Origin of the sequence: Mycobacterium avium subsp. avium, assembly GCF_009741445.1 — a bacterium.
Classification (GTDB): domain Bacteria; phylum Actinomycetota; class Actinomycetes; order Mycobacteriales; family Mycobacteriaceae; genus Mycobacterium; species Mycobacterium avium.
Genome location: NZ_CP046507.1, coordinates 1,706,396 through 1,719,806, shown reverse-complemented (window position 1 = coordinate 1,719,806; position 13,411 = coordinate 1,706,396). Strand labels below are relative to the sequence as shown.

The following is a 13,411-nucleotide window of genomic DNA, read 5'->3' as shown; positions in this document are numbered from 1 at the left end:
GTGGAATCAGGGCTGCGGGTCCAGCGTGGGACGCGGCGCCGAATCGGCCGCCGGCTCACCGGTGTCACCGGGGATGTGTTCGAGCACCCGGGTCAGATACGGCTGCCGGTTGCCGGACTCCATTTGCCGGTCGTCGCCGATGCCGGGCTGTTCATCGGGAGCGGCCGGTTCGCCGGCGGGCGCGGGGGCCGGCCCGCTCGGCGGCTTGGTCTGCGGCTTGGTCTGCGGTACCGCCGGCAGCGGTGTGACGGCCTTGACCGCCTCGGCGACCTGCGGCGCGGGCGGATGGGTGGCGTGCTTGGCGGCCGCGGTCGCACTCGCCGGACCGACGTGAATGCCCACCGCGAGCGACACCGAGCCGACGAAGGAGATCGCCCCGGCGGTCAGCGCGGTCATGGCTCCGGCGTAGGACAACCGCCGGTGCCGGACGGGTGCCGGGGTCACCGGCTCGCTGCGGCGCGCCACGAGTTGTTCGTCGGTGAACTCGGTGCTGCGCGCCGCCGAGAGGGCCGCGCCCCGCGCGATCGTCACCTGGGCCATCGATTGCACGAAAACCGGTACCGGCAAAGCCTTTTCGAGTTGCCAGGACAAGCCGTCGATGTCGCTGTGGGCGCCGACGACGACGATGCCGCCCGGCTGCCAGCCGTCGCGCTCGAACATGCCGGTCAGCCAGCGGGTCAGGCCGTCGAAACCGCCGCGCACCTGCTTGGTGGCGGTTTGGGTCTGCCCGTCGTGGGAGTCGACCATGACGACCGTCGTCCAGTCGTGCTCGAGAACGCAGACGGCGGTCTGCTCGTACCCGATGACCGGGGCGATGGCCTGGGCCAGGGTCTCGACGGCTTGCAGGAACCGGACCGGCACCACGTTGTGCAAGCCCGCGTCGGTCAGCGCCTCGAGCACCAGCGCGGCCGGTACGGACGCCTCGTCGTTCCAGGTCACGCCGATGACACGCAGCCGCCGATCGCTGCCGGCCGCCGCCGCCTCGACCCGCAACACCTCGTCGACCACCTGCTCCGCGGCACTGGCGGCACGCACAGCGCCGCCCGAGTGCAACGCCAATTCCTGGTGATCCAGGATGGTGCCGTCCGCGCCATGTCCTTCAGCGAGAACCCACCCAACGGTGGTCGGTGTCACCGACAGGCCAAGTACCGTGTCCAAATCTGTGCCCCAATCGGTCCCGCGCTCCGCTCCCAGACACGCTGACGCGCACCATGAAACCGCTGGTACACGGGTTCGTGAGAGCCGGAACAGACGCGGGATAGCGTGGTCTTCATCGGCTTGCTCCGAGAGAGCCTACGCGGTCCGCGAAAGGCCGGCAGCGCCCGGTCAGCCGTCGGGAACAAACCGGTGTCCGAATCACCTGATAACCCACCGGAAAACGGGTCGCGTGGCAGGGCGGAGTGCATCGATTCCCCGATCGCGAAATGCACGCGAAAGGAAAGCGGCGACCGGTTGGCGCGCTCGCCAACACGCCGAAATCCGCGCCGACCCGGATGTTTTGCCGCACGCCGGTTGGACAACTGGTTGGACTGCTGGTTGGACCGGCGCCGACCGGGTATCCCCGCACCCGTCGCCGCCCGGCGCTGCGGGCGGCGAAATTGCGAGGTGAAAACCTGCGAGACGAAAAGAGATGCGAAACCGAGACTCGTTCGCGTCCCAATCGACATTTGACGGACTCACACGGTAAATTCCTGTGAGACCACGATCACATGCGACCACATCCGACAAGGGGCAGGTATGACAGATCTGAGCGAGAAGGTCCGGGCCTGGGGGCGCCGGCTTTTGGTCGGCGCAGCGGCGGCTGTAACCCTGCCGGGCCTGATCGGTCTTGCCGGCGGCGCGGCGACCGCGAATGCGTTTTCGCGTCCGGGCCTGCCCGTCGAGTACCTGCAGGTGCCCTCCGCCGGAATGGGCCGCGACATCAAGGTCCAGTTCCAGAGCGGCGGCAACGGCTCCCCCGCGGTGTATCTGCTGGACGGCCTGCGGGCTCAGGACGACTACAACGGCTGGGACATCAACACCCCGGCCTTCGAGTGGTACTACCAGTCCGGCCTGTCGGTGATCATGCCCGTCGGCGGACAGTCCAGCTTCTACGCGGACTGGTACCAGCCCGCGTGCGGCAAGGCCGGTTGCTCCACCTATAAGTGGGAGACCTTCCTGACCAGCGAGCTGCCGTCGTACCTGGCCTCCAACAAGGGTGTGAAGCGCACCGGCAGCGCCGCAGTCGGCATCTCGATGTCCGGATCCTCGGCGATGATCCTGGCCGTCAACCATCCCGACCAATTCATCTATGCCGGATCGCTCTCGGCCCTGCTCGACCCGTCCCAGGGCATGGGGCCGTCGCTGATCGGTCTGGCGATGGGTGACGCCGGCGGCTACAAGGCCGACGCCATGTGGGGCCCGTCCAGCGACCCGGCCTGGCAGCGCAACGACCCGAGCCTGCACATCCCCGAGCTGGTCGGCCACAACACCCGGCTGTGGGTGTACTGCGGTAACGGGACACCGTCGGAGCTGGGTGGCGCCAACATGCCCGCCGAGTTCCTGGAGAACTTCGTGCGCAGCAGCAACCTGAAGTTCCAGGACGCCTACAACGGCGCCGGCGGCCACAACGCCGTGTTCAACTTCAACGCCAACGGAACGCACAGCTGGGAGTACTGGGGAGCCCAGCTCAACGCCATGAAGCCCGACCTGCAGGGCACCCTGGGCGCGTCCCCGGGCGGCGGCGGATAACCCCTCGACCGCTCGCGGCCACTACTGCGCTCGACGATGACACCGTCGGGCGCAGTAGTGCTGTTGCGGCCCCGACCGGGCGCCGCTGCGCCAGAGGTCGGGCCGCCCGTGTGGTCGTGGCGGGCTGTCTGGTGACCGGGGCCCTCGCCGGGGCCTTCGCGGTGCCGGCGGCGAAGGCCCGAGCCGACACCGCCGATCCGCTGACCGAGCTGGTCGACACCGCCGTCCAGCGGCTGCAGCTCGCCGAGCCGGTGGCCGCCTACAAATGGAACAGCCACGGTGCCGTCGAAGACCCGGCACGCGTCGCCCAACAGCTGGCCCTACTCGGCGACCAGGCCGCCGCCGAGAACATCGACCGCGACTACGTCACCCGGGTTTTCGGCGACCAGATCCGCGCCACCGAGGCCATCGAATACAGCCGGTTCGCGAGCTGGAAGCTGAATCCGGGCGAGGCCCCGGCCGACGCGCCCGACCTGACGGCCTCGCGGGCGGCGATCGACGACCTCAGCCGGACCATGCTGACTGCGCTGGCGGCCGATTGGCCGCTGCTGCATTCGCCGGCATGCGCGGCGCTGCTGGCCGACGCGCGGCGCGCCGTCGTCGGCGACCGTAGGCTCGACACCCTTTACCAACGGGCCCTGACCTCGGCCACGCAGTCGTATTGCCAGCAATAATTTAATTTTTCCTCACCAATTTCTAACGCCTTGTTTTCGCCTGCCGAAATGGCGGTTTTCGCAGATAGAAGGCATATCTCGCGGCATTTTCGAATAGGTAACGCTTTGGCCACACGGGCCGAAATCCTGGACATGACAAATCTCTGCAAGCTTCTCGTCAAGTCCGTAGTGGTCGGCGGGTTCGTTGCAGCGTCGATGGCTTCGTCCACGGGTGTGGTGAGCGCCGAGCCCACGCCCAACTGGGACGCGATCGCTCAATGCGAATCCGGTGGCAACTGGCACGCCAACACCGGAAACGGCGAATACGGTGGACTGCAATTCAAACCGGCCACCTGGGCCCGCTACGGCGGCGTCGGCAACCCCGCGGCCGCCTCCCGCGAACAGCAGATCGCCGTGGCCAACCGGGTTTTCGCCGAAGAGGGCGTGGAGCCGTGGCCGAAGTGCGGCGCCCAGTCCGGCCTGCCGATCGGCTGGTACTCGCACCCCGCGCAGGGCATCAAGCAGATCATCAACGGCCTGATCCAGGCGGCGGTCCCGCGCTGATCAAACGCCGCCGCGGTCTATGAGCCGGCCGCAAGCTGTGTTTGGATCAGCCCATGGAAGGTTCGGCGACGGTGCACATGGCGGCGCCCGCGGCCAAGATCTGGGACCTCATCGCGGACGTGCGCAACATGGGGCGGTTCTCCCCCGAGGTGTTCGAGGCCGAGTGGCTGGGCGGCACGACCGGCCCGGCCCTCGGCGCGAAATTCCGCGGTCACGTCCGGCGCAACGAGATCGGACCGGTGTATTGGACGACGTGCAAGGTGACCGCCTGCGAACCGGGTCGCGAGTTCGGCTTCACCGTGCTGCTGGGTGACCGCGAGGTCAACAACTGGCACTACCGCTTGGCGCCCAGCGGCGGCGGCACCGACGTGACCGAGTCGTTTCGGCTCAATCCGGCGCCCTGGCTCCCGGTGTACTGGGTGTTCGGCGGCTTTCTGCGCAAGCGCCGCAACATCCGCGACATGACCAAGACGCTGAACAGGATCAAAGACGTGGTCGAGGCCGACGCGCCGTGAAATCGATCTTCATCACCGGCGCGGGCAGCGGCATGGGTCGCGAGGGCGCAAAGCTGTTCCACGCCAAGGGTTGGTGGGTCGGCGCCGTGGACCGCAACGACGACGGCCTGGCCACGCTGCAGCAGCAGCTGGGTGACGATCGGCTGTGGACCCGCGCCGTCGATGTGACGGACAAGGCGGCGCTGGACGGCGCCCTGGCCGATTTCTGCGCCGGCAACACCGGCGGCGGGCTCGACATGATGTGGAACAACGCCGGCATCGGGGAATCCGGCTGGTTCGAGGACGTGCCGTACGACGCCGCGATGCGCGTGGTCGACGTCAACTACAAGGCGGTACTGACCGGGGCGTACGGCGCGCTGCCCTACCTCAAGAAGTCGGCCGGCAGCCTGATGTTCTCCACGCCGTCGTCCTCGGCCACCTACGGGATGCCGCGGCTGGCCGTCTATTCGTCGACCAAGCACGCCGTCAAGGGGTTGACGGAGGCGCTGAGCGTGGAGTGGCAGCGGCACGGGGTGCGGGTGGCCGACGTGCTGCCCGGTCTGATCGACACCGCCATCCTCACCACCACGACCAACCATTCCAACGACGGCGCCGCGCCGATGACCGCCGAGGAGCTTCGCGCCACCGCGCCCAAGAAGGGCATGCTGCGGTTGATGCCGGCCAGCAGCGTGGCCGAGGTGGCGTGGCGGGCCTACCACCATCCGCGGCGGCTGCATTGGTACGTGCCCAGGAGCATTCGCCTGATCGACGTGTTCAAGGGTCTGAGTCCGGAATTCGTGCGGCGTAGCATCGTCAAGTCGTTGCCCGCGCTGATGCCGAAGCGGCAGTAAGGAGTTCGGCTGGTGCAAAAACGCTTGCCCACAGTCGTTTTGGTGCTGACGGCCGTTGTCGCCGGCATCGCCGGGTGCAGCGCGGCACAGACCGTGCCGCGCAAGGCCGCCCGGCTGACCATCGACGGCGCCACCCACACGACCCGCCCGCCGTCCTGCCGGCAGGACCAGATGTATCGGACCATCAACATCCCCGACCACGACGGTGGAGTCGAAGCGGTGGTGCTGCTCAGCGGTTACCGGGTGATGCCGCAGTGGGTGAAGATCCGCAACGTCGACGGCTTCACCGGCAGCTACTGGCAGGGCGGAGTGGGCGACGCGCACGTCGATCTCACCAACGACGCATACACCATCACCGGCAGCGCATACGGCATCAACAGCGCCAACCCCAACAAAGTGGTGACCACCGACTTCAAAATCGTTGCCGAGTGCTGATTCTCGTGTCGGCCGGGGCATACGCTGGTGACGACGGCTGAACGAGGGAGGGGCCGGTGAAGGAACGCTTGCACTGGTTCGCGATGCACGGCTTCATCCGCGGCGCCGCCGCGCAGGGCGCCCGCCGCGGTGACGTGCACGCCCGGTTGATCGCCGATCCGGCGGTGGCCGCCGATCCGGCGCGCTTCTACGACGAAGCTCGGGCCCGCGGCACGCTGGTGAAGGGTCGCGTCGCCTATCTGACGGCCGACCACGCGCTCGCCCACGAGCTGCTGCGCTCCGAGGACTTCCGGGTGCTGGTCTTCGGATCGAACCTGCCGGCGCCGTTGCGGTGGCTGGAGCGTCGCACCCGCGACGACCTGCTGCACCCGCTGCGCGCCCCGTCGTTGCTGGCCGTCGAGCCGCCCGAGCACACCCGCTACCGCAAGACCGTGTCGGCGGTGTTCACGCCCCGCGCGGTCGCCGCGCTGCGCGACCGGGTGGAGCGCACCGCGGCCGAGCTGTTGGACCAGCTGACCGGCGGGCCGGGCGTCGTCGACATCGTGGGACGGTACTGTTCGCAACTCCCGGTCGCGATCATCAGCGAGATCCTCGGCGTCCCCGAGCAGGACCGCAGCCGGGTGCTCGAATTCGGCGAACTGGCCGCCCCGAGCCTGGACATCGGATTGCCGTGGCGCCAATACCGCAGCGTGCAGCGTGGCATCGCCGGCTTCAGCTCCTGGCTGGCCGGGCATCTGCAGCAGCTGCGCAGCAACCCCAGCGACAATTTGATGAGCCAGCTGATCCAGACCGCCGAAAGCGGTTCGGCCGAAACCTATCTCGACGAGACCGAGCTTGCGGCGATCGCCGGGCTGGTGCTGGCCGCCGGCTTCGAGACCACGGTGAACCTGCTCGGCAACGGCATCCGCATGCTGCTGGACGCGCCGGAGCACCTCGACACGCTGCGCCGCCGGCCCGAGTTGTGGCCCAACGCCGTCGAGGAGATCCTGCGGCTGGAATCGCCGGTGCAGCTGACCGCGCGGATGGCGCTCGACGACGTCGAAGTGGCGGGCCGGCAGCTGCACCGCGGCGATCTGGTACTGGTGTATCTGGCGGCCGCCAATCGCGATCCGGCGGTATTCGGCGATCCGCACCGCTTCGACATCGAAAGGCCAAACGCCGGAAGGCATCTCGCGTTCTCCGGCGGACGGCATTTCTGCCTGGGCGCGGCCCTGGCCCGCGCCGAGGGCGAGGTAGGGCTGCGCACCTTTTTCGAGCGCTTCCCCGAGGCGCGTGCCGCGGGGGCGGGGAGCCGGCGCGAGACCCGGGTGCTGCGGGGGTGGTCGTCGCTGCCGGTGCGGCTGGGCCCGGCCCGCTCGCTGGCCGCCGCGGAAGCCGGCGGCCGCCCGGATGAGCCGACCGCCGGGTGAACCGGGCGGTTGACACCGCCGCGCCGACGGAGTTTCATTTGCCGCTATGACAGAGGTTTCTATGATCGCGGTGGAGGATGTCGTGCGCGGGCTGTGGCAGGCCCTGTCGCGGCGTGATTGGGATGCGGTCAAGACCTTCCTGTCCGACGACTGCCTGTATGTCGACATGCCCGTTCCGGCGTTGTCGGCCCGTGGCCCCGAGGACATCGTCAAGCGGCTCAAGATGGGGCTCGAGCAGTTGGCCGGCTACCAGAACCACCCCGGCGTGCTGGTGTCCAACGGCTCCGACGTGCTCTACGAGCACTCCGAGACATGGACGTTCGCCACCGGCGAGCAGGGCGTGCTGCGATTCGTCACCGTCCACAAGGTGATCGATGGCAAAGTGACCGTCTGGAAAGACTATTGGGACATGCAAAGCCTCGTCGCCTTCGCTCCCCCGAACCACTTCGAGGGCTTGGCAAATGGGGACACTAGCTGGGTCTTTGACGCTTCAGCATTGGTCTGACCGAGACGTCAGAGCGCCGAAAGGATCTGCGATCTCGACGGCGTCATCAGCTGGTCGAGCACCTTGCCCCGCTGCTCGGGCTTGAGGTCGGGCGCCAGCCCCTGGGTCACCTTGAGCAGGTCGACCTGGCGGTCCTTGCGCAGGTTCAACCAGGCGTAGTTGAATGCGCCGGCTTCGGCCCCGCCCCTCAGCCACTGCTGTTGCATGAACAATGTGGTGAAGAACTCCTTGCTGCGCCTGGGTTCGTTGTCGAAGAAGCCCGCGAAGGCGTCCTCGTAATGGGTTTCGGTCGAGTTGTGCCGGATGAACCGCGTCGTCCCCAGCGGTGTCGCGGCCGTGACGACCAGCTGCGGGCGACCGTGCAACGCAAACAGGCGGCCCCGCAACGGCTTTCGTTTCAGCCACTTCGCCACGTTGGCGCGTTCGTTCGACGGCCAATCCTTACACAGCGTGCTGGGTTCGAAAATCGCCGCCCACGCCAGGTTCCGGAAGTCCAGCACCGGCTGGGCGAGGATTTGGAAGTCGGCCAGCGGGCGCTTCGGCCTGAACGGCGACCTCAGCCGATGAAACTGGTAGTGCCAGGTGGCAATTCGCAGAATCCGCTCCAGGCCGGTGGCCACCAGCGAGATCTGGGCTCGCGGCATGTTCCAGTAACCGAGCAGCGTGAAGATCTCCATCTGATTCAGGATCGCTTTCAGCGCACGCTCGTACAGCGTCCAGTGATTCTCGTTGGCGCACCGATTCGCCCGGAATCCGAACTCGCGCGGCACCAGCCAGGCGAGCGCGGTCGCGGTGACCGCGGCCAGGGCGTCGGCCTGGTAGTCCACGTCCAGCAGCACCCGCGGGGCATGGCGGCTGAGCTCGGAGTGGTTGCCGCCGGACATCCCCTGGGAGTTGTGCAGCAGCTCGTGGATGAAGTAATTGTCGATCATCCAATCGGTGTCCTGGTTGTCGAGCCCCAGATTCGATTGCACCCGGGCCATGGCTTCCCGGGTCCGCCGGCTGATGCGATATACCGGCTGCCGCAGCGACGTGTCGATTTCCATCGACTGCTCGCGCGGGCCGGAGGCCGTCGGGTCGGTGTTCCGGTCGAACTTGAGGTTGCGCAGGTCCCCGTCGGAAACCAGCGCGGACAGGAATTTGATCGGCGCGAGCCGAAGCTTCTTGACCGAATCCTTCGTCAGCACCTTGCGCAGGGTTTCCAGGCGCCCTTCGATGCGGTCGTCGAAAGCCGATTGCGTGGCCGCCGCCGGTTGCGTGGTCGCTGCCGTTTGTATGGTCGCCAACATGGTCTGACCCCCAGCTCGGGCGTGGGACGGGCCGTCCGTGCGGTAGAACGTTACGCGCGCGCGGCCAGCGGCGACCGGTTTTGAGCGATTACGAGTGTGCCCGCGCGAATTGCCGGTGATCGCGACCAGTCCGGCCGTCGGCCGGGCGGGGCCGGACTGGTCGAGCGATCTCTTGCCGGGACTCGGGAAAATGGCCACCCCTCATTGGCCATTCCGGCGATGCCCCGGCGCAGACTGGGGCAGGGCGTGACTAGCTGGCCCGGGCGGGTGACGAGTCGGCCGGCGGCGCGACGGTGGCCGGGCCGGCGAGAACTGCGGTGACGGCCGCCGTGAAGAAGGCAGCACGGGACAACATCTGCCCAAACCTCCTTGCTTCCTCGTGAGTTGGGTGACGTTGCCCGATTCGTCGATGGCAGCCTAGCTGACGGCGTTGTCAATAACAGGCGGAATCGGGAAAATTCGCGCGCGGCGGCGCACGGCGCGGCCCCGGCCCATCGGGGCCCGGCGGGCTGTTACGGCGCCAGGCCGTAGAGGCGCGCGGCGTTCTCGCGGGCGATCAGATTAACCACCCGGATGGCGTCGGCGCGGCTCCAGTCACCGGCTTCCACGAACTCGCGCAGCACGCGGTGAATACCCCTGCGCCACAGCACCGCTCCCAAAAAATGCAGTTCGGCGGGACCGAATCCGTCGGAGGAATAGAGGATCTTGGAAAACGGCGCCAGCTCCAGCAGGCGCGCCAAGAACGCCGGCGACCGCGCCCCCAAGTGGTTCACGCTCAACCCGCCGTCGACGTAGACGTTGTTGAAGGCCTGCGCCAGGTAGCCGGCCTGCCGCTCGTAGGGATAGCAGTGCAGCAACACGATCGGCACATCTCCGCTGTGGTGCAGGAAGTCAAGCAGCAGCAGCGGATTGGCCTTGTGCAGATCGCAATCACGATCGCCGAACCCGACGTGCAATTGCAGCGGCTTGCCCAACCGCAGCGCCCGGTGCAGCCCGAACCGCAGCAGCACCCGATCGCGCAACCGGGTGCCGCCGAGCTCGCGCCACCGGGCCGCCGCCCGGGCGACCTCGGTCGCCGACGGCTCGCTCAGGTCTCCGTCGAACCCGCCCCGGTAGGCCAGGATCGATTTGGTGCCGACCGCGCCGGCCGCCCGCGCGGCCAGGATCTCGTCGAAGGCCGCCGCGTAGTCGCCCGGCGCTTGCGCCGCCTGCTCGGCGACCTCCTCGAGACGCACCAGCTCGGCCGCGGGGGCGGCCGCCAGCTCGGCCATCTCGGCGACACCGGCGACCACGCCGTGCCCGATTCCGGTGTCCACCAACCAGTTGCTGACCCCAGCGGCCGGCAGGAACAGCCGCGCCAGTTCGTGTTCGCTGAGTTGGCAACGGCGCTCCCAATAGGATTGCGGGTCGGCGTGTCTGGGCAGCCCCAGGATGGGAGCGCAGTGGGCGCGCACGGAAAACCCGAGCTGCGAGTCGAAACCCGAACCGGTGATCGGCTCGGTGTTGGCCTCGTTCAGCGCGTTCTCGAATCGTCGCCGCCCGCCGGTCGTCAGCCAGCAGCCGTGGACGTGCTGGTCGATCAGCGACACGGCGCCGATGTGTTCGGCCAGGGCATCGGTGTCGGAGACCATGGCGGCGTCGTCACAGGCTCCAGGCCATGCGGAACCGGTCCGCCAGTTGCGTGGGGTCCAGGTCGCCGTAGCGTTCCTGCTCCAGGCGGCGCACCGCCACCACCATGTCGACCACCGGGTCGCCCAGGATGTGCCGCATCAGCTCCGAATCATCAAGGGTCGCAATCGCTTCTGCGGCTGAATCGGTCAGCAGCACCACACCGTCGCGGTCACGATCGGCGTCGGACAGCGCCGCCGGGTCGACCGTGACCTCGGGAGGCAGCGCCGCCTGCGACTTGATACCGTCCAGGGCGAGCCCGAGGATGGCCGCCGACGCCAGGTAGGGGTTCGCCGACGGATCGACGATCTTCACCTCGACGTTCCCGCCGCGCGGGCTGCCGGGGCCGTCGACGATGAATCGCACTGCGGCTTCCCGGTTCTCGGTCCCCCAGCAGGCGTAGGCGCCGGCCCAATTGCCCGGGCGCATCCGCAGGCCGGAGACGATCGACCCGCACAGCACACCCTGCGCCTCGGGCAGCCCGCGGATCACGCCCGCCACCGCGTTCTCCCCCGCCGGGGTCATGCCCGCCGTGCCTGCGCCGCCGGAGAACAGCGGCCCTTCCGCCATGGACAGCGAAAAGTGTTGGTGGGCACCGGATCCCACATCACCGGCGAACGGTGCGGGTGACAGGCTGATGCGGAACCCGTGCCGGCGGGCCGCGCGGCCGATGATCAGCCGCATCAAGATCAGCTGGTCGGCGGCGGCCACCGGGGGTTGCGGCGCCAGCGAGAGCTCGAACTGGTTGGCGCCGTACTCGGGATGCAGCTGTTCGATCGCGATGCCGGCCCGGGTCGCCGAACCGATCACATCGCGGACGAACGCCTCGTGCTCCAGCACCCCGGCAAGGCCGTACTGCGCCCACAACGTCGACGGCAACCGCTGCCCGTCCGGGGCGACCAGAACGAATTCGACCTCATGCCCGATGGCCGCGTCGATGCCGGCGTCGGCGAGCGCGGCCTCGACCCGCTTCAGCGTTCCGCGGGCGCAGCTGGGTATGGGCGTGCCGTCCTGGGCGAAAAACGCGGCCGGCGCCCAGGCCAGGCCGTCGCCGACGATGCGCAACGCGGACAGGTCGATCCGAAGACGTTGGTCCCCCACCACGCCGACCTCGGCGGTGAAGGCGATGCCGGTTTGGTCGACGGCGAAGGCATGCCAGGACGGGCTGGCGCCCAGACCCGGATCGGCGAAGGTGTTCGTCCGCCGGATCGGAACCGTCTTGGCCAGGGTGAGCCCGGCGGGATTGACGACCGTCCCGATCACGGTGTCGACGCCCTCGGCCTCCAGCTGAGCGATCGCCGCGGCGGCAAGCGGTGTGCCGGTCATGGCAGTCATTGTGCAGGGTCGCGGGCGCGGCGCCCGCGATTTCAGTTCTGGCGGCCGACCAACTCGGTGACGAACCGATCGAGAAAGCCGTCCCACGGCGCCGTGCCCGCCGGCCGGATCACGAATTTCGTCAGCCCCGCATCGAGGTAGGCGTCGAGTTTGCGGTGCAGCTGATCCCATCCGCTCGCGATCAGTTCGTCGGGGTCCAGGTCGGGGCGGCGGCGCCGCACCGCCGTGATCGCCGGCGGCGGCAGTTCGCCGTCGGCGACGGCCAGCGAGATCCCGAAGTGGTCGGGTTCGATGTGCCGTCCGGCGGCCGCCGCGGCCCGCTCGATCGCCTCGCGCCCGGCCCGGGCCTCCGCCGGGGTGAGGAAGCTGCCCAGCCAGCCGTCGGCCAGCGCAAGGATCCGCCGAAACGCCGCGGGCGCCGAACCGCCCAGCCAAATATCCAGTGGCGGTGCGGGTTTGGGTGTGACCGCCGCACCGGTCACGCTGAAATACCGCCCGGTGAACGTCGCCGAATCCTCCACCAGCGCCGCGCGCAGCAGCCGCAGCGACTCGTCGAACACCGCCGCCCGCTCGCCGTCGGGAACCACGAACACCTCGCGTTCGGCCGGAATCGCCGAGCGCAGCCCGAACACCGGTAGGACCCGCTTGGGCGCGAGCGCCGCCAGCGACGCCAACTGCTTGGCCACCAGCACCGGGTGCCGCCCCGGCAGCACGGCGACCGACGTGCCCACCTTCAACCGGTGCGTCCGCGCCAGCGCAAACGCCATCCCGACCACCGGATCGACCGCTGGGGAGTACACCAGCTCGGAGAACCACAGCGAATCCACCCCGTTGGACTCGAGATGGTCGACGATGGCACCCAGCTCGGCGGGGGCGTTGTCGGCGCCCAGCCCGACGCCGAAGCGGATCTTCATCGGCGCCTCCCCCGTCGGCGTCGCACGCCGGGCTATCCGCGGCTGGGGATGGTCAGCTTGCAGGCCTGCCCGATGTCGAGGGTCCGCAGCACCCGGCCCATGCCGACCCACAGCGCGCAGGACAGGGCCAGATCGGCGAGCAACTCGTCGGAGAAGTGCTCGGCGCAGCGGCTCCAGAAGTCTTCGTCGTCGCGCAGACCGGTGTGATCGGTCGCGAAGCGGTCCGCGAATTCGGCTGCCAGCCGCTCCTGTTCGCTGTAGCCGGGCCAGGTGCGCCACTCATGGACGTGGTCGTACAGCTCCTCATCGACGCCCGCCGCCGGGCCGTCCTCGTCGCGGGTGTTGACGCACACGACGCACTCGTTGCGGTGGGCGATCACGGCGCGGGCCAGCTCCCGGGTGCGCAACGGCAACCGGTTCTTGGTGTAGACCGCCTGGCTGAACGCGCCCAGCGCGGCGCCGATGTCCGGAGATTTCACGAACCAGCCGGCCAGGTCGTCGTCAGCAAATGTTCCGATTCGGCTCATGGCGTGATGGTACGCCCGGGTTCGCCGGCCGCCGGCG

Annotated in this window: 14 protein-coding genes; 8 read left to right on the top strand and 6 right to left on the bottom strand. The window is 68.6% G+C overall.

From position 1 onward, the window contains the following. Positions 1-6: 6 nt before the first annotated feature. Positions 7-1,158 (bottom strand): DUF7159 family protein, encoded by a 1,152-nt coding sequence (locus MAA44156_RS07925; RefSeq protein ID WP_019684555.1) that lies wholly within the window; start codon positions 1,156-1,158, stop codon positions 7-9. Positions 1,159-1,737: 579 nt separating this feature from the next. Here MAA44156_RS07925 and ag85B point away from each other — a divergent pair. From ag85B to MAA44156_RS07885, 8 genes are all read left to right on the top strand, one after another. Continuing rightward, positions 1,738-2,730, top strand: a complete 993-nt coding sequence (ag85B, locus tag MAA44156_RS07920) for a diacylglycerol acyltransferase/mycolyltransferase Ag85B (RefSeq protein WP_003876576.1) — start codon at positions 1,738-1,740, stop codon at positions 2,728-2,730. A 110-nt stretch (positions 2,731-2,840) separates the two neighbouring features. Next, positions 2,841-3,404: a chorismate mutase gene (locus MAA44156_RS07915; RefSeq protein ID WP_009976935.1), complete on the top strand. Its 564-nt coding sequence runs from the start codon at positions 2,841-2,843 to the stop codon at positions 3,402-3,404. A 132-nt stretch (positions 3,405-3,536) separates the two neighbouring features. After that, on the top strand, positions 3,537-3,947 hold the full coding sequence (rpfC, locus tag MAA44156_RS07910) for a resuscitation-promoting factor RpfC (RefSeq protein ID WP_003876574.1): 411 nt from the start codon (positions 3,537-3,539) through the stop codon (positions 3,945-3,947). 35 nt (positions 3,948-3,982) lie between these two features. After that, a complete protein-coding gene (locus tag MAA44156_RS07905) occupies positions 3,983-4,462 on the top strand; it encodes an SRPBCC family protein (protein WP_196770398.1) in 480 nt (159 codons plus the stop codon). Then, entirely contained in the window at positions 4,459-5,292 is an 834-nt protein-coding gene (locus MAA44156_RS07900) for an SDR family oxidoreductase (protein ID WP_009976938.1), read from the top strand. The genes MAA44156_RS07905 and MAA44156_RS07900 overlap by 4 nt, the downstream gene beginning before the upstream one ends. A gap of 12 nt (positions 5,293-5,304) precedes the next feature. After that, positions 5,305-5,727 (top strand): lipoprotein LpqH, encoded by a 423-nt coding sequence (locus tag MAA44156_RS07895; protein ID WP_003876571.1) that lies wholly within the window; start codon positions 5,305-5,307, stop codon positions 5,725-5,727. A gap of 56 nt (positions 5,728-5,783) precedes the next feature. Beyond that, positions 5,784-7,136 (top strand): cytochrome P450, encoded by a 1,353-nt coding sequence (locus tag MAA44156_RS07890; RefSeq protein ID WP_009976939.1) that lies wholly within the window; start codon positions 5,784-5,786, stop codon positions 7,134-7,136. Positions 7,137-7,197: 61 nt separating this feature from the next. Next, the gene (locus tag MAA44156_RS07885; protein ID WP_019731776.1) at positions 7,198-7,641 is read left to right on the top strand and encodes a nuclear transport factor 2 family protein; all 444 of its coding nucleotides are present in this window, start codon (positions 7,198-7,200) and stop codon (positions 7,639-7,641) included. Positions 7,642-7,649: 8 nt separating this feature from the next. On the opposite strand, the gene MAA44156_RS07880 is transcribed toward MAA44156_RS07885, so the two are convergent. From MAA44156_RS07880 to MAA44156_RS07860, 5 genes are all read right to left on the bottom strand, one after another. Beyond that, on the bottom strand, positions 7,650-8,930 hold the full coding sequence (locus tag MAA44156_RS07880) for a hypothetical protein (RefSeq protein ID WP_009976942.1): 1,281 nt from the start codon (positions 8,928-8,930) through the stop codon (positions 7,650-7,652). A 512-nt stretch (positions 8,931-9,442) separates the two neighbouring features. Next, on the bottom strand, positions 9,443-10,561 hold the full coding sequence (locus MAA44156_RS07875; protein WP_009976944.1) for an amidohydrolase family protein: 1,119 nt from the start codon (positions 10,559-10,561) through the stop codon (positions 9,443-9,445). Positions 10,562-10,571: 10 nt separating this feature from the next. Then, entirely contained in the window at positions 10,572-11,924 is a 1,353-nt protein-coding gene (locus MAA44156_RS07870; protein WP_009976945.1) for a type I glutamate--ammonia ligase, read from the bottom strand. Between the two features lie 41 nt (positions 11,925-11,965). Further along, positions 11,966-12,847 carry a TIGR03854 family LLM class F420-dependent oxidoreductase gene (locus MAA44156_RS07865; protein ID WP_009976946.1) on the bottom strand — a complete coding sequence of 294 codons (882 nt, stop codon included), beginning with the start codon at positions 12,845-12,847 and terminating at the stop codon, positions 11,966-11,968. Positions 12,848-12,879: 32 nt separating this feature from the next. Then, positions 12,880-13,374, bottom strand: a complete 495-nt coding sequence (locus tag MAA44156_RS07860; RefSeq protein WP_003876563.1) for a carboxymuconolactone decarboxylase family protein — start codon at positions 13,372-13,374, stop codon at positions 12,880-12,882. Positions 13,375-13,411 lie beyond the last annotated feature (37 nt).

What these genes read in the sequence shown, in the direction of transcription:
- MAA44156_RS07880 (WP_009976942.1), bottom strand. Translation starts at nt 8,930, where the DNA reads ATGTTGGCGACCATACAAACGGCAGCGACCACGCAACCGGCGGCGGCC.
- MAA44156_RS07875 (WP_009976944.1), bottom strand. Translation starts at nt 10,561, where the DNA reads ATGGTCTCCGACACCGATGCCCTGGCCGAACACATCGGCGCCGTGTCG.
- rpfC (WP_003876574.1), top strand. Translation starts at nt 3,537, where the DNA reads ATGACAAATCTCTGCAAGCTTCTCGTCAAGTCCGTAGTGGTCGGCGGG.
- MAA44156_RS07870 (WP_009976945.1), bottom strand. Translation starts at nt 11,924, where the DNA reads ATGACCGGCACACCGCTTGCCGCCGCGGCGATCGCTCAGCTGGAGGCC.
- ag85B (WP_003876576.1), top strand. Translation starts at nt 1,738, where the DNA reads ATGACAGATCTGAGCGAGAAGGTCCGGGCCTGGGGGCGCCGGCTTTTG.
- MAA44156_RS07885 (WP_019731776.1), top strand. Translation starts at nt 7,198, where the DNA reads ATGATCGCGGTGGAGGATGTCGTGCGCGGGCTGTGGCAGGCCCTGTCG.
- MAA44156_RS07865 (WP_009976946.1), bottom strand. Translation starts at nt 12,847, where the DNA reads ATGAAGATCCGCTTCGGCGTCGGGCTGGGCGCCGACAACGCCCCCGCC.
- MAA44156_RS07860 (WP_003876563.1), bottom strand. Translation starts at nt 13,374, where the DNA reads ATGAGCCGAATCGGAACATTTGCTGACGACGACCTGGCCGGCTGGTTC.